Source organism: Streptomyces sp. 35G-GA-8 (assembly GCF_023534745.1).
Taxonomy (GTDB): Bacteria; Actinomycetota; Actinomycetes; order Streptomycetales; family Streptomycetaceae; genus Streptomyces.
In genome coordinates, this window is the sequence record NZ_JAMHJQ010000007.1 from 22726 (window position 1) to 41899 (window position 19174).

Here is a 19174-nt window from a genome sequence, read left to right on the forward strand (position 1 = left end):
AGCGACCCCTGACAGCGCCTCGGTGAGGACCCTGTTGGATCCCTACAGAAAGTGGTGGGCAACGGGCCGCCGACACGACATGATCAGGTCGACCAGTCTCGACGACAGGAGACATCAGTGCCTCATTCCATCGACGAAGCCTTCACGGCACTGCCGCTACGGGCGCTCGCCGACGCCGCGCTCGCCAGGGCGCGGGCGCTCGGCGCCGACCATGCCGACTTCCGCTTCGAGCGGGTACGCGGCGCGGCCCTGCGGCTGCGGGACGGCAAGCCCGCCGGCTCGTCGGACACCACGGATCTCGGCTACGCGGTCCGGGTGGTGCACGGGGGCGCCTGGGGTTTCGCGTCCGGGGTCGATCTCTCCATGGACGCCGCGGCGCGGGTGGCGGGACAGGCCGTGGCGATGGCCAGGCTGTCCGCGAAGGTGATCTCCGCCGCCGGTTCCGACGAGCGCGTCGAGCTGGCCGAGGAGCCGGTGCACGCCGAGAAGACGTGGGTATCGGCGTACGAGATCAACCCGTTCGAGGTACCCGACGAGGAGAAGAGCGGGCTCCTGGCGGAGTGGAGCGGACGGCTGCTGCGGGCCGAGGGCGTGGCGCATGTGGACGCCTCGCTGCTCGCCGTCCATGAGAACAAGTTCTACGCGGACACGGCGGGCACGGTCACCACCCAGCAGCGGGTCAGGCTCCATCCGCAGCTCACCGCCGTGGCGGTCGACAGCGAGAGCGGCGAGTTCGACTCGATGCGCACGATCGCCCCGCCGGTCGGCCGGGGCTGGGAATATCTCACCGGGACCGGCTGGGACTGGGACGCGGAGCTGGAGCGCGTCCCCGGGCTGCTCGCCGAGAAGATGCGCGCGCCGAGTGTCGACGCGGGCACGTACGACCTGGTCGTCGACCCGTCCAATCTGTGGCTGACGATTCACGAGTCGATCGGCCACGCCACCGAGCTGGACCGCGCCCTGGGGTACGAGGCGGCGTACGCGGGGACCTCGTTCGCCACGTTCGACCAGCTCGGGACGTTGGCGTACGGCTCCTCGGTGATGAACGTGACGGGTGACAGGACCGCAGAGCACGGTCTCGCCACCATCGGCTACGACGACGAGGGCGTCGAGGCGCAGTCGTGGGACCTGGTCAAGGACGGCACGCTCGTCGGCTACCAGCTGGACCGCAGGATCGCGAAGCTCACCGGTCTCGGCCGCTCCAACGGCTGCGCGTACGCAGACTCGCCGGGCCATGTGCCCGTACAGCGCATGGCGAATGTGTCGCTGCGGCCGGATCCGGGCGGGCTGAGTACGGAGGATCTGATCGGCGGGGTGGAGCGCGGGATCTATGTGGTCGGCGACCGGTCGTGGTCGATCGACATGCAGCGCTACAACTTCCAGTTCACCGGGCAGCGGTTCTTCCGTATCGAGAACGGCAAGCTGGCGGGCCAGCTGCGGGATGTCGCGTACCAGGCGACGACCACGGACTTCTGGGGCTCGATGGAGGCGGTCGGCGGACCGCAGACGTATGTGCTGGGCGGCGCGTTCAACTGCGGCAAGGCCCAGCCGGGGCAGGTGGCCGCGGTCTCCCACGGCTGCCCTTCCGCCCTCTTCCGCGGCGTCAACATCCTCAACACCACGCAGGAGGCCGGACGATGACCAGCAGCCGTATCAGCAAGCCGCACGAGATCGTCGAGCGCGCCCTCGAACTGTCCACCGCCGACGGCTGCGTGGTCATCGCCGACGAGCAGTCCTCCGCCAATCTGCGCTGGGCGGGCAACGCGCTGACGACCAACGGCGTCACCCGGGGCAGGACGCTGACCGTCATCGCGACCGTCGACGGCACACAGGGCACCGCGTCCGGTGTCGTGTCGCGTTCCGCCGTCACCGCCGATGATCTGGAGCCGCTCGTACGGGCCGCCGAGGCCGCCGCGCGCGCGGCCGGGCCCGCCGAGGACGCCCGGCCGCTGGTCGAGGCGGGGCAGGCGTCGGGGGACTTCACCGACGCGCCCGCCGAGACCACCTCCGCCGTCTTCGCGGACTTCGCGCCGGCGCTCGGTGAGTCGTTCGCCCGTGCGCGGGCCGGCGGACGTGAGCTGTACGGGTTCGCCAACCATGAGCTGACCTCGACCTATCTCGGTACGTCCACGGGCGTACGACTGCGCCACGACCAGCCGAGCGGCACGCTGGAGCTCAACGCCAAGTCGCCCGACCGCACCCGCTCGGCCTGGGCGGGCCGGTCCACCCGCGACTTCAAGGATGTGGACCCGGCCTCCCTCGACACCGAGCTGGCGCGCCGGCTGGCCTGGGCGGAGCGGAAGACCGAGCTGCCCGCGGGCCGCTACGAGACGCTGCTGCCGCCGACCGCCGTGGCCGATCTGCTGATCTACCAGCTGTGGTCCTCGACCGCCCGTGACGCGGCGGAGGGCCGTACGGTCTTCTCCCGCCCCGGCGGCGGCACCCGCGTCGGCGAGAAGCTCTCCGAGCTGCCGCTGACCCTGCGCAGCGACCCGCAGGAGCCCGGCCTGGAGTCCGCGCCGTTCGTGATCGCGCACTCTTCCGGGGATGACGCCTCCGTCTTCGACAACGGTCTGCCGCTGGCGGCGACGGACTGGGTACGGGACGGCGAGCTGTCGCGTCTGGTCACCACCCGGCACAGCGCGGCGCTGACCGGGCTGCCGGTCGCGCCCGGTATCGGCAATCTGATCCTGGACGGCGGGGGCGAGCGCTCGCTGGAGGAGATGGTCGCCGGCACCGAGCGCGGGCTGCTGCTGACCTGCCTCTGGTACATCCGCGAGGTCGATCCGGCGACGCTGCTGCTCACCGGGCTGACCAGGGACGGGGTCTATCTCGTCGAGAACGGCGAGGTCACCGGCGAGGTGAACAACTTCCGGTTCAACGAGTCGCCGGTCGATCTACTGTCGCGGGCCGCGGAGGCCGGGCGTACGGAGAAGGCGCTGCCGCGCGAGTGGGGCGACTGGTTCACCCGGGCCGCGATGCCCGCCCTGCGTATCCCCGATTTCAATATGAGCTCGGTCAGCCGGGGAGTATGACCCCCATACACTGGCCGGTAGTACATCCCAGTGAACCGTTTGAACGTTCGAGGAGAGAAACGACCGTGACGGACATCGTCGACGAGCTGAAGTGGCGCGGGCTGTTCGCCCAGTCCACTGACGAGGACGCTTTGCGTAAGGCGCTCGCGGACGGTCCCGTCACGTTCTATTGCGGTTTCGATCCCACGGCGCCCAGCCTGCATGTCGGACATCTCGTGCAGGTGCTGACCGTACGCAGGCTCCAGCGGGCTGGGCACCGGCCGCTGGCGCTGGTGGGCGGGGCCACCGGTCAGATCGGTGATCCCCGGCCGACCGCCGAGCGGACGCTGAACGACCCGGAGACGGTCGCCGGCTGGGTGCGGCGGCTGCGGTCCCAGATCGAGCCGTTCCTGGACTTCGAGGGTCCGAACGCCGCGACCATGGTCAACAACCTGGACTGGACCGCGTCGCTGTCCGCGATCGAGTTCCTGCGGGACATCGGCAAGCACTTCCGGGTGAACAAGATGCTCACGAAGGACTCCATCGCCAGGCGGCTGGAGTCCGACGAGGGCATCAGCTACACGGAGTTCAGCTACCAGTTGCTGCAGAGCATGGACTTCCTGGAGTTGTACCGCCGCTACGGCTGTGTCCTCCAGCAGGGCGGCAGCGACCAGTGGGGCAATCTCACCGCGGGTCTCGATCTGATCCACCGCCTGGAGCCGGGCGCCACCGTGCACGCGCTGGCGACGCCGCTGATGACGAAGGCGGACGGGACCAAGTTCGGCAAGACCGAGGGCGGGGCCGTCTGGCTCGACCCGGAGATGACCACGCCGTACGCCTTCTACCAGTTCTGGCTGAACGTGGACGACCGTGACATCTCCGCGTACAGCCGCATTCTCAGCTTCAAGAGCCAGGCGGAGCTTGAGGAACTGGAGCTGGCGACCTCGGAGCGTCCGCAGGCCCGCGCGGCCCAGCGGGCGCTGGCGGAGGAGCTGACGACGCTCGTCCATGGCGCCGAGCAGTGCGCGGCGGTCGTCGCGGCGTCCCGGGCGCTGTTCGGCCAGGGTGAGCTGGCGGGGCTCGACGAGGCGACGCTGAGCGCCGCGCTCTCCGAGCTGCCCCGCGCCGAGGTCACCGAGCCGGCGTCGGTGGTCGATCTGTTCGCCGAGACGGGTCTGGCGCCGAGCAAGTCGGCGGCCCGCCGTACGGTCAAGGAGGGCGGGGCCTACGTGAACAACGTCAAGGTCTCCGACGGGGACGCCGTACCGGACCGTACGGAGCTGCTGCACGGCCGCTGGCTGGTGCTGCGCAGGGGCAAGAGGAACCTGGCCGCGGTGGAAGTAACCGCCTCCGGCTGACGCCCGGACTCGGCTGCGGCCGGGCACGCGCACGCGTTCCCGGCCGTAACCGTCCCGCCCTGCCCTGTCCGGATCGGTGTCCGGTTCAGGCTCTCTGGCGACTGCCCCGCTTGTTCTTGTCGCCGCGGATGGTGTGCCAGAGCCTGTCGGCGACGAGCACGACGACGATGGCCCCGATCAGCTGGAGCAGATGGCGGATCCAGTCCACTCCCCTGGTCTCCGCGACGCCGATCCAGCCCGCGACCGCGTTGCCGAGGAAGCTGCCGAGAATGCCGCACACGATCGTCAGCCACAGGGGGATGTGCTGCTTGCCCGGGATGACGGCCCGGGCGATCAGGCCGAGCACCAGACCCACGATGATGACCCACAACCAGCTCATGGTCGCCTCCTCACGCGGCGCGATCTGCGCGTGATCGCCAGTTTGGGACGTTCCGCCATATGGCGCATGTCGGACACGGCCGTACGTGGCGGGATGGGTGATATCGGCGAGGATGGGGGTGCCCCCGCTCTCGTGGGCGCCGGGGTCCCGGCGTACCGTTGACCGGGTCCGGTCCGGGGAGAGTCCGGCACAGAATCGGGTGGTGGCGACGTGGTGCGCAAGCGGGGCGGCACGGAGGTTTTCCGGATCACGGAGGCCCGGCGGGGGCTCGCCGAGGATGTGCGCGGCCGGCAGCGCCGGTATGTGATCTCGATGCTCGTGCGGACGCTCGCGGTGATCGCGACCGTGGCCCTGTGGAATGTGCAGCGGCCGGTCGCGATCGTGGCGCTCGCCCTGGGGATGCTGCTGCCGTACGTGGCCGTGGTGATCGCCAACGGGGGCCGGGAGAACGTCACTTCACTGCCCTCGACCCATCTTGACCCGCCGGCCCGTACAATGATCGCGGCTCCTGTGGAACCCGCCGTGGCGGAAGCCGGCGCCACGGCCCCCGAGGGGGAGCGGCCAAGCGGTACATAACGCTCCGCGAAGCTCAAGAAAAGCTCAGATCAATCGTGAAGTTCCGGTGCCCGGCACCCCGTTGCCCGTGACATACTTGAAGTGCGCTCCGCATCCCCCGTCGGAGCGACGGACCGACGCCGGGCAGCTCCCCCCGTGGCTGCCCGGCGTCGCCATTTCCGGTGACGGAACGTACCCCGGGCAGGCCAGGGCCCGCACCGGACAGGGCCCGGGACCTGTCCTAGGGTGGTCAGGTGAACTTCCCCGGCATTCCAGGCTTCCCCGACGCTTCCGGCTCCGCCGACGAAGCCGCCCCGATCTGTTCCGCCAAGGGGTGTCGCGCGCCCGCCGTCTGGGTCCTCGCCTGGAACAACCCCAAGCTGCACACGCCCGAGCGCCGCAAGACCTGGCTGGCCTGCGACGAACACCGCGAGCATCTCTCCTCGTTCCTGGGGATGCGCGGCTTTCTGAAGGACGTGGTGGAGCTGACCGAGTGGGAGCGGAACTCAGCCACCGATCGCTGACATCGGCCGGTCGGGCTGGAGGAACTCCGTCGGATCGTCCAGTCCGGATCCCGCCTTCTTGCCCCACATCGCCGCTTTCCAGAGCGCGGCGATCTCCTCGTCGGGCGCGTCGGAGCGCAGCGCGCCCCGCAGATCCGTCTCCTCCTGGGCGAACAGACACGTCCGCACCTGTCCGTCGGCGGTCAGCCGCGTGCGGTCGCAGGCCTGGCAGAACGGGCGGGTGACGGACGCGATCACGCCGACCCGGTGCGGACCGCCGTCGACGACCCAGCGCTCCGCGGGCGCCGAGCCCCGTACGGAGTCGTCCTCCTCGGTCAGCGCGAAGCGCGTACGGAGCGAATCGAGGATGTCACCGGCCGTGATCATGTCCTCGCGCTTCCAGCCGTGCTGGGCGTCGAGCGGCATCTGCTCGATGAAGCGCAGCTCGTAGCCGCGCTCCACGGCCCAGGCCAGCAGCTCGGGGGCCTCGTCGCCGTTGAGCCCCGGCATCAGGACGGTGTTGACCTTGACCGGGGTGAGCCCGGCGTCATGGGCCGCGCGCAGCCCGTCCAGCACGTCCTGGTGCCGGTCGCGGCGGGTGAGGGTCTTGAAGACATCGGGGCGCAGCGTGTCGAGCGAGACATTGACCCGGTCGAGACCCGCCTCCCGCAGCGCGGCGGCCGTCCGCTTGAGCCCGATGCCATTGGTGGTCAGCGACATCCGGGGGCGCGGCTCCAGCGCGGCGCAGCGCTCCACGATTCCGACGAGTCCGGGCCTGAGCAGCGGCTCACCGCCGGTGAAGCGGACTTCCTCGATCCCCAGCCGTGTCACGGCTATCCGGATCAGCCGGACGATCTCGTCGTCGCTGAGCAGATCCGATTTGGTGAGCCACTGAAGCCCCTCCTCGGGCATGCAGTACGTACACCTCAGATTGCACCGGTCCGTGAGCGATACGCGCAGGTCGGTGGCGACACGACCAAAGGTGTCGACAAGCACTCGGGCCCCCTCCCTGATCGGATCAGACACGATCGAGCCTACGTCAGACCACTGACATCGCCAGGGCCCGTATGTCACGAGGAGCGGCAAGGCCGCGTCGTAGGACTCTACGACGCGGCCTTGGATCTGTATACCGTCTACAGAATTCAGCGTGCTCAGTGCGCTCCCGTACCGGTGAGGGACTTGACCTCCAGCTCGGCGTACTTGCCCTGGTCGGCCTCCTCCTTGGACAGGACGGTGCCCAGCCAGCCCAGCAGGAAGCCCAGCGGGATCGAGATCAGCCCCGGGTTCTCCAGCGGGAAGAAGTGGAAGTCGACCCCGGGGAACATCGAGGTCGGCTTGCCCGAGACGACCGGTGAGAACAGCACCAGCAGCACGGACGAGGCCAGACCGCCGTAGATCGACCACAGGGCGCCCTGGGTGGTGAACCGCTTCCAGAACAGGCTGTAGAGGATCGTCGGCAGATTGGCCGAGGCGGCGACGGCGAACGCGAGCGCGACCAGTCCGGCCACATTCAGATCGCGGGCGAGCGCGCCGAGCGCGATCGAGACGATGCCGATGGCGACGGTCGCCCAGCGGGCCGCGCGGACCTCCTCCTTGTCGGTGGCCTCTCCCTTGCGGATGACATTGGCGTAGATGTCGTGCGCGAACGACGACGAGGACGCCAGGGTCAGGCCCGCGACGACCGCGAGGATGGTGGCGAACGCGACCGCGGAGATCACGGCGAGCAGGATCGCGCCCCCGGTCGAGTCGGCTCCACCGCCGATCTCCAGGGCGGCCAGCGGAGCCGCCGTGTTGCCGGCCTTGTTGGAGGCGATGATGTCGCCCGGCTTGAGCAGGGCGGCGGCGCCGAAGCCGAGCACGATGGTCATCAGATAGAAGGCGCCGATGATGCCGATCGCCCAGATGACCGACTTCCGCGCGGCCTTGGCGGTGGGCACCGTGTAGAAACGGATCAGGATGTGCGGCAGCCCCGCCGTACCGAGGACGAGGGCGATGCCCAGCGAGATGAAGTCCAGCTTCGAGGTCGCGGTGGCGCCGTACTTGAGGCCGGGCTCCAGGAAGGCCGCGCCCTTGCCGCTGTTGCTCGCCGCCGTGCCCAGCAGGTCGGAGAGGTTGAAGCCGAACTTCCACAGGATCAGGAAGGTGATCAGCAGCGTGCCCGCGATGAGCAGCACGGCCTTGACCATCTGGACCCAGGTGGTGCCCTTCATCCCGCCGATCGTGACGTACACGATCATCAACAGACCGACCAGGGCGACGATCGCGATCTTCCCGGCGTCGCTGGTGATGCCGAGCAGCAGGGAGACCAGCACACCCGCGCCCGCCATCTGCGCCAGCAGATAGAAGATCGAGACCACGATGGTGGAGGTGCCCGCGGCGGTACGCACGGGCCGCTGGCGCATGCGGTACGCGAGGACGTCACCCATCGTGTACCGGCCGGAGTTGCGCAGCGGCTCGGCGACGAGCAGCAGCGCGACCAGCCAGGCGACCAGGAAGCCGATGGAGTACAGGAAGCCGTCGTATCCGAAGAGCGCGATGGCGCCCGCGATACCGAGGAAGGAGGCGGCGGACATGTAGTCGCCGGAGACCGCGAGACCGTTCTGGAAGCCGGTGAACTGACGGCCGCCCGCGTAGAAGTCCGACGCGTTCTTGGTCTGGCGGCCGGCCCAGACGGTGATGACGAGGGTCGCCACGACGAAGAGGGCGAAGAGCGTGATGATCAGCGGCCGGTGCTCGCTCGCGTCCGTGGCGGCGGCGAGCTGCTGGTGGACCGGGTGACTCATGGGTGACAACGGCCGGCTCACGCGTCCGCCTCCATCCGGGACTTGATGGCATCCGCCTTCGGGTCGAGCTCACGCGACGCGTGCCGCGCGTAGAACCAGGCGATGAGGAACGTGGTGGCGAACTGCGCGAGGCCCAGGACCAGGGCCACATTGATATTGCCGAAGACCTTGGTGCCCATGAAGCCGCCCGCGTAGTTGGACAGCAGGACGTACAGCAGGTACCAGGCGATGAAGGCGATGGTCAGCGGGAAGGCGAAGGAGCGGTACGTACGGCGCAGTTCGCCGAATTCCGCGCTCTCCTGCACCTCGACGTACTGGGCCGTCGTGGGCTGCGCCGTCGCGGACCGGTCCGGCGTTGACTTGGCGGGGCGGGTGTCCGTACCGCCCTCGGGCGGCGGTGCATCGGAAGCCACGGAATCTCCTCGTGACGCGGGTGCGGTGGGGTGGGTCATCTGGGAAAACCTCACAGGGGGTGCGGATGTGCCGGTCCCCCTGACAACGGCACGGAGAGCGTGGCGACGCGGTTCAACACCGGGCTTTTTCTTCCAGTTTCTTCCAAAAATGATTCGGGAAGTGATTGATGACCGGGGATGATCAGCGCTAACTTCACTGGTCATGTACCCGTCCACGCGCACGCCTGCGCGGGGACGGTTCTTTCACGGATGATGTGGAGAACCCATGGCTCCTCTGGGATCCAGACGGCGGCGCGCACTCGCTCTGCCCGCAGGTCTGGCGCTCACCGTCTCGCTCGGCTTTCTGCCGACCGGTACGGCCACGGCCGTGACGGCGGCGGGCAGCGTCCCCGCCGCCGCGGTCGCGACGGACGGCCCGAAGCTGTCGTACGTCGTCAACACCCGCGGTGGACGTTCCACCGTCACGTCGATCAAGAAGGCGATCGGCGCGGCGGGCGGCACGATCGTGACCTCCTACGACCAGATAGGCGTCATAGTCGCCACCTCGCAGAACCCCGAGTTCGCGAGGACCGTACGCAAGGTCAAGGGCGTCGACTCGGCCGGTGCCACCCGCACCGCTCCGATGGCCGCCCAGTCCACGACGGACATCGGCGCCCCGCAGGTGCTGTCCGCCGAGGAGGTCGCCGCCGCCACGGCGAAGGCGAAGGCGAACAAGGCCGCCGACCAGGACCCGCTGGAGCCGTTGCAGTGGGACCTGCCCGCCATCAAGGCGGACAAGGCGCACGAGAAGACGCTCGGCAGCAGGAACGTCACTGTCGCCGTCATCGACACGGGTGTCGACGACACCCACCCGGACATCGCGCCGAACTTCGACCGCGCGGCCTCGGTCAACTGCGTCGGCGGCAAGCCGGACACGACCGAGGGCGCCTGGCGGCCGGGCACGGGCGAGAGCCCGCACGGCACCCATGTCGCCGGTGAGATAGCCGCGGCCAAGAACGGCATCGGCGTCACCGGTGTCGCGCCGGGCGTGAAGGTCTCCGGCATCAAGGTGTCCACCCCCGCCGGGTTCTTCTACACCGAGGCCGTCGTCTGCGGCTTCGTGTGGGCCGCCGAGCACGGCGTCGATGTGACGAACAACAGCTATTACACCGACCCGTGGTACTTCAACTGCAAGAACGACCCGGACCAGAAGGCTCTGGTCGAGGCGATCTCGCGGGCCACGCGCTACGCGGAGAAGAAGGGCGCGGTCAACGTCGCGGCGGCGGGCAACGAGAACTACGATCTCGCCTCCGACTCGATCACCGACCCGACCAGCCCGAACGACACCACTCCGGGCGACCGGGTCATCGACCCGTCCGAGTGCCTCGACATCCCCACCCAGCTGCCGGGTGTGGTGACCGTCGCGTCCACCGGCGCCAAGGGTCTGAAGTCCTCGTTCTCCAACTACGGTCTCGGTGTCGTCAACATCGCGGCCCCGGGCGGCGACTCCACGCGCTACCAGACCCCGGCCCCGCCGGCGGTCAGCGGTCTGATCCTCGGCCCGCTGCCGGGCGGCAACTACGGCTACATGGCCGGTACGTCGATGGCCTCCCCGCATGTCGCGGGTGTCGCGGCGCTGCTGAAGTCGACCCACCCGAACGCCTCGCCGCAGGCGATCAAGGCGCTCCTGTCGGTCCAGGCCGATGACGTCGCCTGCCCGACGCCGTACGACATCGACGGTGACGGAGAGGTCGACGCCGTCTGCGAGGGTGGCAAGCAGTACAACAGCTTCTACGGGGCGGGTCTGGTCGACGCCCTGGCGGCGGTGCGCCGGTAAGCACCAGGGTGCCTGAGCACCGGGCGCCGCACTGAGCGCGACCGCTGAACCGAGCGCGGGCCGTCCTCCGGGACGGCCCGCGTTCGCGCGCTCCAGCCACTCCGCCTCGCCGTGCGCCGTACGATTCTGTGCACCGGTCGGCATGGGGGAGGTACGGGCTCGGTGAGCACGGAAGTCGTGGTGGCACGTCTCGCGGGAACGGTGCTGGGCGCGATCGCCAAGTCGATACTGACCCCGAAACCGGGCGCGGGCCTCGTGGACACCCCCGTACGCCCCCTCCCGAAACCCGCGTCGCCCGACCGGCTGGCGAAGGTACTGGCCCGCCGGCTCAAGGATTCCCACGCGCGGCTGCCGGAGAACGAACGGCTGGCGGCAATCGAGGCGGTACGGTCCGCCTTCGCCGCGGCGGGCGAGATCGGCGCCGACCGGCTCTTCGCCCTGGAACTGGACCCGGGGCGCCTGCGCGAGGAGTTACGGGCATCGCACCCGGGCCCCGGCCCGGGTCCGGGCGAGGATCTGTACGAGGAGCTGCTCGGCGTCTGCTGCGCACATGTGGTGGAGCAGTTCACGGCACACCCCTCGTTCGCGGCACGGGCCGCGGTGGAACAGGCACGGGCGGCGGGCCGGACGCGCGAACTGGTGGAGGACGTACGGGAGCGGGTCGGGCCGCGTCCGGGGGCGGCGGCGCTCGGCTTCGAGCAGCGGTACGCGGACTTCATCACGGCGACCCAGGGCCGGCTGGAACTCTTCGGACTGACGCTGGGCCGGACAGCCAACGAGTGGCCTCTCGACACCGCCTACATCAGCCTCGCGGTCAGCGGCGGCGACCACCCGCAGCCGTACCGGGAGGACCTCGGCCTGCCCACGGCCCCGGGCCGGGGCCCGGTCAAGGCCGAGCAGGCCCTGACCGGCGCCCGCCGGGTGGTGCTGCGCGGCCCCGCGGGCTCCGGGAAGAGCACCCTGGTGCAGTGGCTGGCGCTCAACGCGGCCCGGCGCGGCTTCCCGGCCGAGCTGGCCGACTGGAACGCGTGCGTACCGTTCGTCCTGCGCCTGCGCGCGTTCACGACGGCCGACGAACTCCCCCTGCCGGAGGACTTCTTGCGCGCCTCGGGTGTGCCGCTGCACGGTTCCGCCCCGGCGGGCTGGGCGGAACGGCTGCTGACCGACGGACGGGCACTGGTGCTCGTGGACGGCGTGGACGAGGTCCCGACGCGGCTGCGCGGCCGTACGGAGACCTGGCTCAAATCGCTCATCGCCGCGTTTCCCGAGGCGCGGTACGTGGTGACGACGCGCCCCTCGGCGGTGCCCGAGGACTGGCTGACGGGGCACGGCTTCACGGCGCACTCACTGCTGCCGATGGAACGGGACGACATCCGCGCGTTCGTCGCGCACTGGCACGACGCGGCACGCCAGGAGTGCCCTCGGGACGCCTCGCTCCTCGACACATACGAACACTCCCTCAACCAGGCCGTCACGGGACGGCGGGACCTGGGCAGGCTGGCCACCAATCCACTGATGTGCGCGCTGCTGTGCGCACTGAACCGCGACCGCCGGATGCGACTGCCGCGAGCGCGCAAGGAGTTGTACGACGCGGCCCTTGACCTGCTGCTCGTACGCCGGGACACCGAGCGCGAGGTGGTGGGTGTCGAGGGCGTCGACCTGACGCGCGATGAGCAGACGGCGCTGCTCCAGCGGCTGGCGTACTGGCTGATCCGCAACGGCCAGGTGGAGGCGGGCCGTGACGAGACCGTGGAGATGGTGGGCGAATGGCTGGCCGCCATGCCCCAGGTGACGGGCGACGCGGAGCAGGTGTTCGCGCATCTGCTGATCCGCAGCGGGCTTCTGCGCGAACCGGTGCCGGGCGCGGTCGGCTTCGTCCACCGCACCTTCCAGGACTATCTGGGCGCGAAGGCGGCGGTCGAGGCGCGCGACTTCGGCGTGCTGGTGCGCAACGCGCATGACGACCAGTGGGACGACGTGGTCCGGATGGCGGTCGGACACGCGCGGACGGACGAACGGGTGCGGCTGTTACGGCAGTTGCTGCGCCGCGCCGACAAGGTACAGCGCCACCGGAACCGGCTGGTGCTGCTGGCGGCGGCCTCTCTGGAGCACGCGCCGGAGCTGGACCCGGCGATCAGGGCGGAGATCGAGGAACGGACGGGCGAGCTGGTTCCGCCACGAGGGCTCGATGAGGCGGAGGAGCTGGCGAAGGCCGGTGAGCTGGTGCTTGAGCTGCTGCCGGGGCCGGAGGGGCTGAGCGAGAGGAGTGCGGCAGCGGTGGTAACGGTCGCGGCGCGTGTGGGAGGGGACGCCGCGATGGAGGTGATTTCCCGGTTCCGGGAGGACGCCAGGTTTGCGGTCGGCTTGCAGGTGTCGGATGCGTGGGGAGCGTTCGACACCGAGCACTACGCACGGTCGGTGCTGGCCGGCAGGGACTGGTCGGACTCGTATCTCAGCGTTCGCACGGACGACCAGCTGCGGGCTCTGCGGCAGCTTCCCGGAGTCCGTCTCGTCGATCTCATCGGCCCCTTTACTGATCTGTCACCCTTGGGCATGTTGGGTAGTCTCAGAACGCTGTCCCTCACGGAGAACCCGGTGCTGACGGATCTCTCCGCGCTGACTGACATCCCCTCGCTCAGGGGCCTGCTGCTAGACGACTGCGCGGCACTTCGGGATCTGTCTCCGCTGACTGAGACAGAGGTGAAGGTGCTCGTCCTCCGTGGTGAGCACACCAAAGTCGGTCCCGACCAGTTGCGGCGGATGGTCCGAATCACACGCTTGTTGCTCGGCTACCCGGTCCCAGCGAGGAGCATCGGGGAACTCCCCCTCGGTCCGCAACTCGACGACCTCCTTCTGTTCGAGAGAGCCGAGCACCTGGCACTGGACGGGATCGACCGCTTGCCGAGGCTCCGCAGAATGACTGTTTCCAGCAACCGTCATGTGCGTGAACTGGCCAGCCTCCCACGCCCTCTGCCGCTGGAGGCTCTCAGCCTGCGCTGGCTGAGCGCTCTGCGTCTCGACTGGATCAGGGACTGGGAATCGCTCACCGAAGTAAATTTGACGCAGTGCATCTTGGCCGGAGGCCTCGATCCGCTGGCAGAACTGCCGCAGTTTAAGCGTCTGCATCTGTCTTCCTGTACCCACCGGGAGGGCCTGATCGACCTGTACCCACTGGCCGAACGGGAAGATCTGGTCATTACCGTGACTCACGGCACCTCGGTGCGCGGAGACGAAGACTTCGCCCCCGGCCGGATCGTCCGGGAGTAGACCCCGGCCTCTGCAAGGGCCTTGACGGAACGACGGCCAGGGGTCGGTAATCGGCCGGTCCCGGCCGACCGGGCTGCCGGAGTGTCAGTCGCGGCCCGTATTCTCTGTGACCATGCTCGACGACCATACGACTGCAGCGACATGGCCGACCGCCTACCCCGAGGGGTACGCGGTCGTCGACGTCGAGACCACCGGACTCGCCCGCGACGACCGGATAGTGTCTGCTGCCGTCTATCGCCTGGACGCCCGGGGCAATGTCGAGGACCACTGGTACACGGTCGTCAATCCGGAGCGCGACCCCGGGCCCGTATGGATCCACGGGCTGACGACCGACGTTCTGGAGAGCGCCCCGCTCTTTCCGGAGATCGCCGGTGAGCTGGCCGCCCGGCTCGACGGGCGGGTGCTCGTCGCGCACAACGCGATCTTCGACTGGTCCATGATCGCCAGGGAGTACGCGCGCGCGGAGCGGACCGCGCCCACCCGGCAGCGGCTGTGCACCATCGCGCTCTCCAAGGAGTTGGGCCTGCCGCTGCCCAATCACAAGCTGGAGTCGCTCGCCGCGCACTTCGGCGTCGTACAGCAGCGCGCGCACCACGCGCTCGACGACGCCCGGGTACTGGCCGAGGCGTTCCGGCCGAGTCTGCACGCGGCGGCGAGGGACGGCGTACGGCTGCCGCTGCTGGAGTGCCGGCCGCTCACGGAGTGGTCGGACGCCCCGGCGCTGCCCCGGGTCGGCTATCAGTCCTCGTACCGGCAGACGAGCTGGCGGCCCTCGCGCAAGCGGCCCGCGTGCCCGTATCCGAATCCGGGCCGGTATGTGCCAGGCGGGCAGTTGGTGCAGGGGATGCGGGTGGCGTTCTCCGGCGACACCTCCGTCGACCGCGAGCTGCTGGAGGACCGGGCCGTGGAGGCGGGGCTGCATGTCGCGACGAGCCTGTCCCGGCTGACCAGCCTGCTGGTGACCAACGACCCGGGGTCCTCGACGTCCAAGACGGTCAAGGCGGCGTCGTACGGTACGCCGGTCATCGACGAGGCCGCGTTCACCCAGCTGCTGCGGGACGTGGCCCCGGCGCCCGGGGCGTCCGTCCCGGCGCCCGCGTCCCCCGCCCCGTCCGCCGCGTCCGCCCCGTCCGCTGTCGCGTCCACCTCCGTCCGCGCCGTCACCCCCGCGGACGGGTGATCGGCGCGCATCGCGCCGGCGGGCCGCTCGCGTACCGCCGCCCTGCGCCCGGGGCCCGCCACCCACCCCCCGTCAGATCAGCCGGGACCCGCCGGGTACCGTCAAAGGCGTGTACCGCTTCCTGTTGTCCCGGCAGTGGGTGATCCTCACCCTCCTCGCCCTCGCCCTCATCCCCGCGATGATCGAGCTGGGTTTCTGGCAGTACCACCGCCATGAGAACAAGGTCGCCCAGAACTCGCTGATCTCGGGAAACCTCGCGGCGAAGCCCGTCCCGGTCACGGATCTGACGTCCCCCGGGCACACCGTGCCGCGCGCCGACTACTGGCGCCGTGTCACCGCCACCGGCACGTTCGACACCGCGCACGAGGTCGTCGTACGCCGCAGGACCTCCATCGACGACCGGGTCGGCTTCCATGTTCTGACCCCCCTCGTCCTGAAGGACGGCCGCGCGCTCATCGTGAACCGCGGCTGGATCCCCTTCGGCGACGACCAGCGGGCCTTCCCCGACATCCCGGCGGCGCCCAAGGGCGAGGTCACCGTCACGGGCCGGCTGAAGGCGGACGAGACGTCGGCGGCCAGCGGTATCAAGGACCTGCGGGATCTGCCGCCCCGCCAGTTCATGCTGATCAACAGCGGGCAGCAGCGGGAAGAGCTGGGCCGTACCGTCCTCGGCGGCTATGTCGAGCAGATCTCGCCCGCGTCGGCCGGTGACAGTCCCGAGCAGATCCCGAGCCCCGACGACAGCTCGATCGGCCCCCATATGGCGTATGCGGTCCAGTGGTGGCTGTTCGTCGCCGCCGTGCCCGTCGGCTGGGTGATTCTCGTACGCCGTGAGCTTCGCGACCGCGCGGCGGCGAAGGCCGAGCGGGACGCCGCCGACGCGGCATCCGCGCAGGAACCCGCCACCGTCTGACAGCGCTGCTTAGCGCCCGCGCCGTGCGGGAACAGCCCTGGCGTGACCCAACGCATCGAGGACTACGCACTCATCGGCGATCTCCAGACCGCCGCTCTGGTCGGCCGGAACGGCTCCATCGACTGGTTGTGCCTTCCTCGCTTCGACTCGGCGGCCTGCTTCGCCGCACTGCTCGGGGGCGAGGAGAACGGTCACTGGCGGCTCGCCCCCACCGGCGCGCGCGAGTGCACACGGCGCGCCTATGTGGGTGACTCGCTGGTGCTGGAATCCGTGTGGGAGACCCGTACCGGCACCGTCAAGGTCACCGACTTCATGCCGCAGCGCGACAAGGCTCCCGAGATCATGCGGATCGTGGAGGGCGTCAGCGGCACGGTCGACATGAGTGCCACGATGCGGCTGCGCTTCGACTTCGGCTCGGTGGTGCCCTGGATGCGGCGGGCGGAGGGCCACCGGGTGGCGGTCGCGGGCCCCGACTCCGTCTGGCTGCGCAGCGAGCCGCCGGTCAAGACATGGGGTCAGCACTACAGCACACGGTCGGCGTTCACCATCGGCGCGGGCGAGAAGGTGGCCTTCGTCCTCACCTGGCACCCCTCGCACAGGCCGCGCCCGCGGCGCGTCGATCCGCACAGGGCGCTGGCGCGCAGCCTGGAGGACTGGGAGAGCTGGGCGGAGCGCTGCCGCTACCACGGTCCGCACCGCGCGGCCGTCATGCGCTCGCTCATCACGCTCAAGGCGCTCACATACGGTCCGACCGGCGGGATCGTCGCCGCGCCCACGACCTCCCTGCCGGAGGAGCTGGGCAGCGTACGCAACTGGGACTACCGCTACTGCTGGCTGCGCGACTCCACGCTGGTGCTGGGGGCGCTGGTGTCGGCCGGCTATCTGGAGGAGGCGGCGGCCTGGCGCGACTGGCTGCTGCGCGCGGTCGCGGGCGACCCGGCCGATCTTCAGATCATGTACGGACTCGCGGGCGAGCGCCGGCTGCCGGAGACCGAACTGCCGTGGCTGCGGGGGTACGCGAGCTCGGCGCCGGTGCGTACCGGCAACAACGCGGTCGACCAGCTCCAGCTGGATGTGTACGGCGAGGTGATGGACTCGCTCAATGTGGCGCGGACGGCGGGTCTCCCCGCGCAGCCGCACGCCTGGAACCTCCAGCTCAGCCTGCTGGGCTTCCTGGAGTCGAAGTGGCGCGAGCCGGACGAGGGGCTGTGGGAGGTGCGCGGGCCGCGCCAGCACTTCGTGCACTCCAAGGTGATGGCGTGGGTCGCCGCCGACCGTGCCGTGCGGACGCTGGAGGACGATCCGTCGCTCAGGGGGGATGTGACGCGCTGGCGCGCGATGCGGGACGAGGTGCACCGGGAGGTGTGCGAGCGCGGTTACGACCCCGAGCGGAACACCTTCACGCAGTCGTACGGCTCCGCCGAGCTGGACGCGGCGACGCTGCTGATCCCCCGGGTCGGATTTCTGCCGCCGGACGATCCGCGGGTGATCGGCACGGTCGACGCGGTACGGGCCGAGCTGGGGCACGGCGGTCTCCTGCGGCGCTACAGCACGACGGGGCCCTCGGTGGACGGGCTGCCGGGCAGTGAGGGAACGTTCCTGGCCTGCTCGTTCTGGCTGGCCGACGCTCTCCATATGACGGGGCGCACGGCGGAGGCGACGGAACTGTTCGAGCGGCTGCTCGCGCTGCGCAATGACGTCGGACTGCTGGCGGAGGAGTACGACCCGGTGACCCGGCGCCAACTCGGCAACTACCCGCAGGCGTTCAGCCATATCGGGCTGGTGGTGACCGCGTTGAGCCTCACCGGGGCCGACACGGCAGGATAGGACCATGGATCTTGGACTGAAGGACCGCGCATACGTTGTCACCGGTGGATCGCGGGGGCTGGGCCGCGCGGCGGCGGACGCGCTCGCCGCGGACGGGGCGAAGGTCGTCATCTCGGGCCGCGACGAGAAGCGGGTCGCCGAGTCGGCCGCGGAGATCGGGCCCGGTGCGTACGGGGTGGCCGCCGACAACGCCGATCCGGCGGCGGCGGGACATCTGATCGCCACGGCGAAGGAGCGCTTCGGCCGCTTCGACGGCATCCTGATCAGCGTCGGCGGCCCGGCGCCGGGGTTCGCCGCGGACAACACGGACGAGCAGTGGGAGACGGCGTTCGAGTCCGTGTTCCTGGGCGCGGTACGACTCGCCCGCACGGCGGCGGCCGAGCTGGGCGAGGGCGGTGTCATCGGCCTTGTGCTCTCCTCCTCGGTGCACGAGCCGGTCCCGGGCCTCACCATCTCCAACGGCCTGCGCCCGGGTCTGGCCGGCTTCGCGAAGTCCCTCGCGAACGAGGTCGGCCCGCGCGGGATCCGGGTGCTCGGCCTGCTGCCGTCCCGTATCGACACGGACCGGGTCCGTGAACTCGACACGCTGTCGGGCGACGCGGAGGCGGCGCGGGCGGCGCACGAGTCGCGGATTCCGCTGCGGCGGTACGGGCGGCCGGAGGAGTTCGGGAGGACGGCGGCGTTCTTGCTGTCGCCGGCGGCGTCGTATCTGACGGGGGTGATGGTGCCGGTGGACGGCGGGGCGCGGCACGGCTACTAGGCCCTTTACGGGTCCGCTGGGCCGCTGCTCGGGGCGTTTCCCCACCCCGCCCCTTCCCGAAACCGGGGCTCCGCCCCGGACCCCTGTCCGGCGTTGCGGGCGCCGAGCGAGCCTGAGGCAGGCTCGGCGACCCCGGCGCGTCGCGGTCCCCGTGTGCCGAGCAGCCACACGCCCCGCACGGGCGACACCCGGCCCGACCCGGGCCCCGAGGACCCGGGGCACAGCCGCCGGGTTCCCGTCAGCGGTGCGTCGGCGAACGGCCCGCGCGGCGGAGGAAACGGGCTCGGCCCGTTGGCACGGCCACGGCAACACCCCCCGCGCCGGAGCAACACCCCGAGGCGCGGGGCGCAGCCCCGACCGCACCACCCCGGGGCCCGGGGCGCAGCCCCGGTTTCGGGAAGGGGCG

Annotated in this window: 15 protein-coding genes; 11 read left to right on the top strand and 4 right to left on the bottom strand. The window is 70.3% G+C overall.

Annotated elements, in window-relative coordinates; genetic code table 11:
* Window positions 1-117: 117 nt before the first annotated feature.
* The 3 genes from M1203_RS16920 to tyrS all read left to right on the top strand — a co-directional run bounded on the left by M1203_RS16920 (window position 118) and on the right by tyrS (window position 4372).
* Entirely contained in the window at window positions 118-1641 is a 1524-nt protein-coding gene (locus tag M1203_RS16920) for a TldD/PmbA family protein (RefSeq protein ID WP_249950558.1), read from the top strand.
* A complete protein-coding gene (locus M1203_RS16925; protein ID WP_249950559.1) occupies window positions 1638-3035 on the top strand; it encodes a metallopeptidase TldD-related protein in 1398 nt (465 codons plus the stop codon). The genes M1203_RS16920 and M1203_RS16925 overlap by 4 nt, the downstream gene beginning before the upstream one ends.
* Before the next feature lie 65 nt (window positions 3036-3100).
* Complete coding sequence (gene tyrS, locus M1203_RS16930) at window positions 3101-4372, top strand: tyrosine--tRNA ligase (protein WP_249950560.1); 1272 nt, start codon at window positions 3101-3103, stop codon at window positions 4370-4372.
* 85 nt (window positions 4373-4457) lie between these two features.
* On the opposite strand, the gene M1203_RS16935 is transcribed toward tyrS, so the two are convergent.
* Window positions 4458-4751 carry a GlsB/YeaQ/YmgE family stress response membrane protein gene (locus M1203_RS16935; protein WP_249950561.1) on the bottom strand — a complete coding sequence of 98 codons (294 nt, stop codon included), beginning with the start codon at window positions 4749-4751 and terminating at the stop codon, window positions 4458-4460.
* 213 nt (window positions 4752-4964) lie between these two features.
* Here M1203_RS16935 and M1203_RS16940 point away from each other — a divergent pair, with 213 nt between their 5' ends.
* Both M1203_RS16940 and M1203_RS16945 read left to right on the top strand, forming a co-directional pair.
* Window positions 4965-5327 (top strand): DUF3099 domain-containing protein, encoded by a 363-nt coding sequence (locus M1203_RS16940; RefSeq protein WP_249950923.1) that lies wholly within the window; start codon window positions 4965-4967, stop codon window positions 5325-5327.
* Between the two features lie 233 nt (window positions 5328-5560).
* Window positions 5561-5830, top strand: a complete 270-nt coding sequence (locus M1203_RS16945; protein WP_249950562.1) for a hypothetical protein — start codon at window positions 5561-5563, stop codon at window positions 5828-5830.
* Here M1203_RS16945 and moaA read toward each other — a convergent pair.
* From moaA to M1203_RS16960, 3 genes are all read right to left on the bottom strand, one after another.
* A complete protein-coding gene (gene moaA, locus M1203_RS16950; RefSeq protein ID WP_249950563.1) occupies window positions 5813-6805 on the bottom strand; it encodes a GTP 3',8-cyclase MoaA in 993 nt (330 codons plus the stop codon). The genes M1203_RS16945 and moaA overlap by 18 nt on opposite strands.
* A gap of 155 nt (window positions 6806-6960) precedes the next feature.
* Window positions 6961-8592, bottom strand: a complete 1632-nt coding sequence (locus tag M1203_RS16955; protein ID WP_249950564.1) for a cation acetate symporter — start codon at window positions 8590-8592, stop codon at window positions 6961-6963.
* A 17-nt stretch (window positions 8593-8609) separates the two neighbouring features.
* Window positions 8610-9005, bottom strand: a complete 396-nt coding sequence (locus M1203_RS16960; RefSeq protein WP_249950565.1) for a DUF485 domain-containing protein — start codon at window positions 9003-9005, stop codon at window positions 8610-8612.
* A gap of 265 nt (window positions 9006-9270) precedes the next feature.
* Here M1203_RS16960 and M1203_RS16965 point away from each other — a divergent pair, with 265 nt between their 5' ends.
* The 6 genes from M1203_RS16965 (at window position 9271) to M1203_RS16990 (ending at window position 18768) form a co-directional block, all read left to right on the top strand.
* Window positions 9271-10821, top strand: coding sequence for a S8 family serine peptidase (locus M1203_RS16965; RefSeq protein WP_249950566.1), 1551 nt, complete (start codon window positions 9271-9273; stop codon window positions 10819-10821).
* 162 nt (window positions 10822-10983) lie between these two features.
* Window positions 10984-14088 (top strand): NACHT domain-containing NTPase, encoded by a 3105-nt coding sequence (locus tag M1203_RS16970; RefSeq protein ID WP_249950567.1) that lies wholly within the window; start codon window positions 10984-10986, stop codon window positions 14086-14088.
* A 106-nt stretch (window positions 14089-14194) separates the two neighbouring features.
* The gene (locus tag M1203_RS16975) at window positions 14195-15268 is read left to right on the top strand and encodes a DEDDh family exonuclease (RefSeq protein ID WP_249950568.1); all 1074 of its coding nucleotides are present in this window, start codon (window positions 14195-14197) and stop codon (window positions 15266-15268) included.
* Between the two features lie 109 nt (window positions 15269-15377).
* A complete protein-coding gene (locus M1203_RS16980) occupies window positions 15378-16181 on the top strand; it encodes an SURF1 family protein (protein WP_249950569.1) in 804 nt (267 codons plus the stop codon).
* A 42-nt stretch (window positions 16182-16223) separates the two neighbouring features.
* Window positions 16224-18008, top strand: a complete 1785-nt coding sequence (locus tag M1203_RS16985) for a glycoside hydrolase family 15 protein (protein ID WP_249950570.1) — start codon at window positions 16224-16226, stop codon at window positions 18006-18008.
* Between the two features lie 4 nt (window positions 18009-18012).
* The gene (locus tag M1203_RS16990; RefSeq protein ID WP_249950571.1) at window positions 18013-18768 is read left to right on the top strand and encodes an SDR family oxidoreductase; all 756 of its coding nucleotides are present in this window, start codon (window positions 18013-18015) and stop codon (window positions 18766-18768) included.
* The last annotated feature ends 406 nt before the right edge of the window (window positions 18769-19174 follow it).

Bases quoted from the DNA above. Each gene is read 5' to 3' on its own strand.
- M1203_RS16925 (WP_249950559.1), top strand. From the start codon at position 1,638: ATGACCAGCAGCCGTATCAGCAAGCCGCACGAGATCGTCGAGCGCGCC.
- M1203_RS16935 (WP_249950561.1), bottom strand. From the start codon at position 4,751: ATGAGCTGGTTGTGGGTCATCATCGTGGGTCTGGTGCTCGGCCTGATC.
- M1203_RS16955 (WP_249950564.1), bottom strand. From the start codon at position 8,592: ATGAGTCACCCGGTCCACCAGCAGCTCGCCGCCGCCACGGACGCGAGC.
- M1203_RS16965 (WP_249950566.1), top strand. From the start codon at position 9,271: ATGGCTCCTCTGGGATCCAGACGGCGGCGCGCACTCGCTCTGCCCGCA.
- M1203_RS16990 (WP_249950571.1), top strand. From the start codon at position 18,013: ATGGATCTTGGACTGAAGGACCGCGCATACGTTGTCACCGGTGGATCG.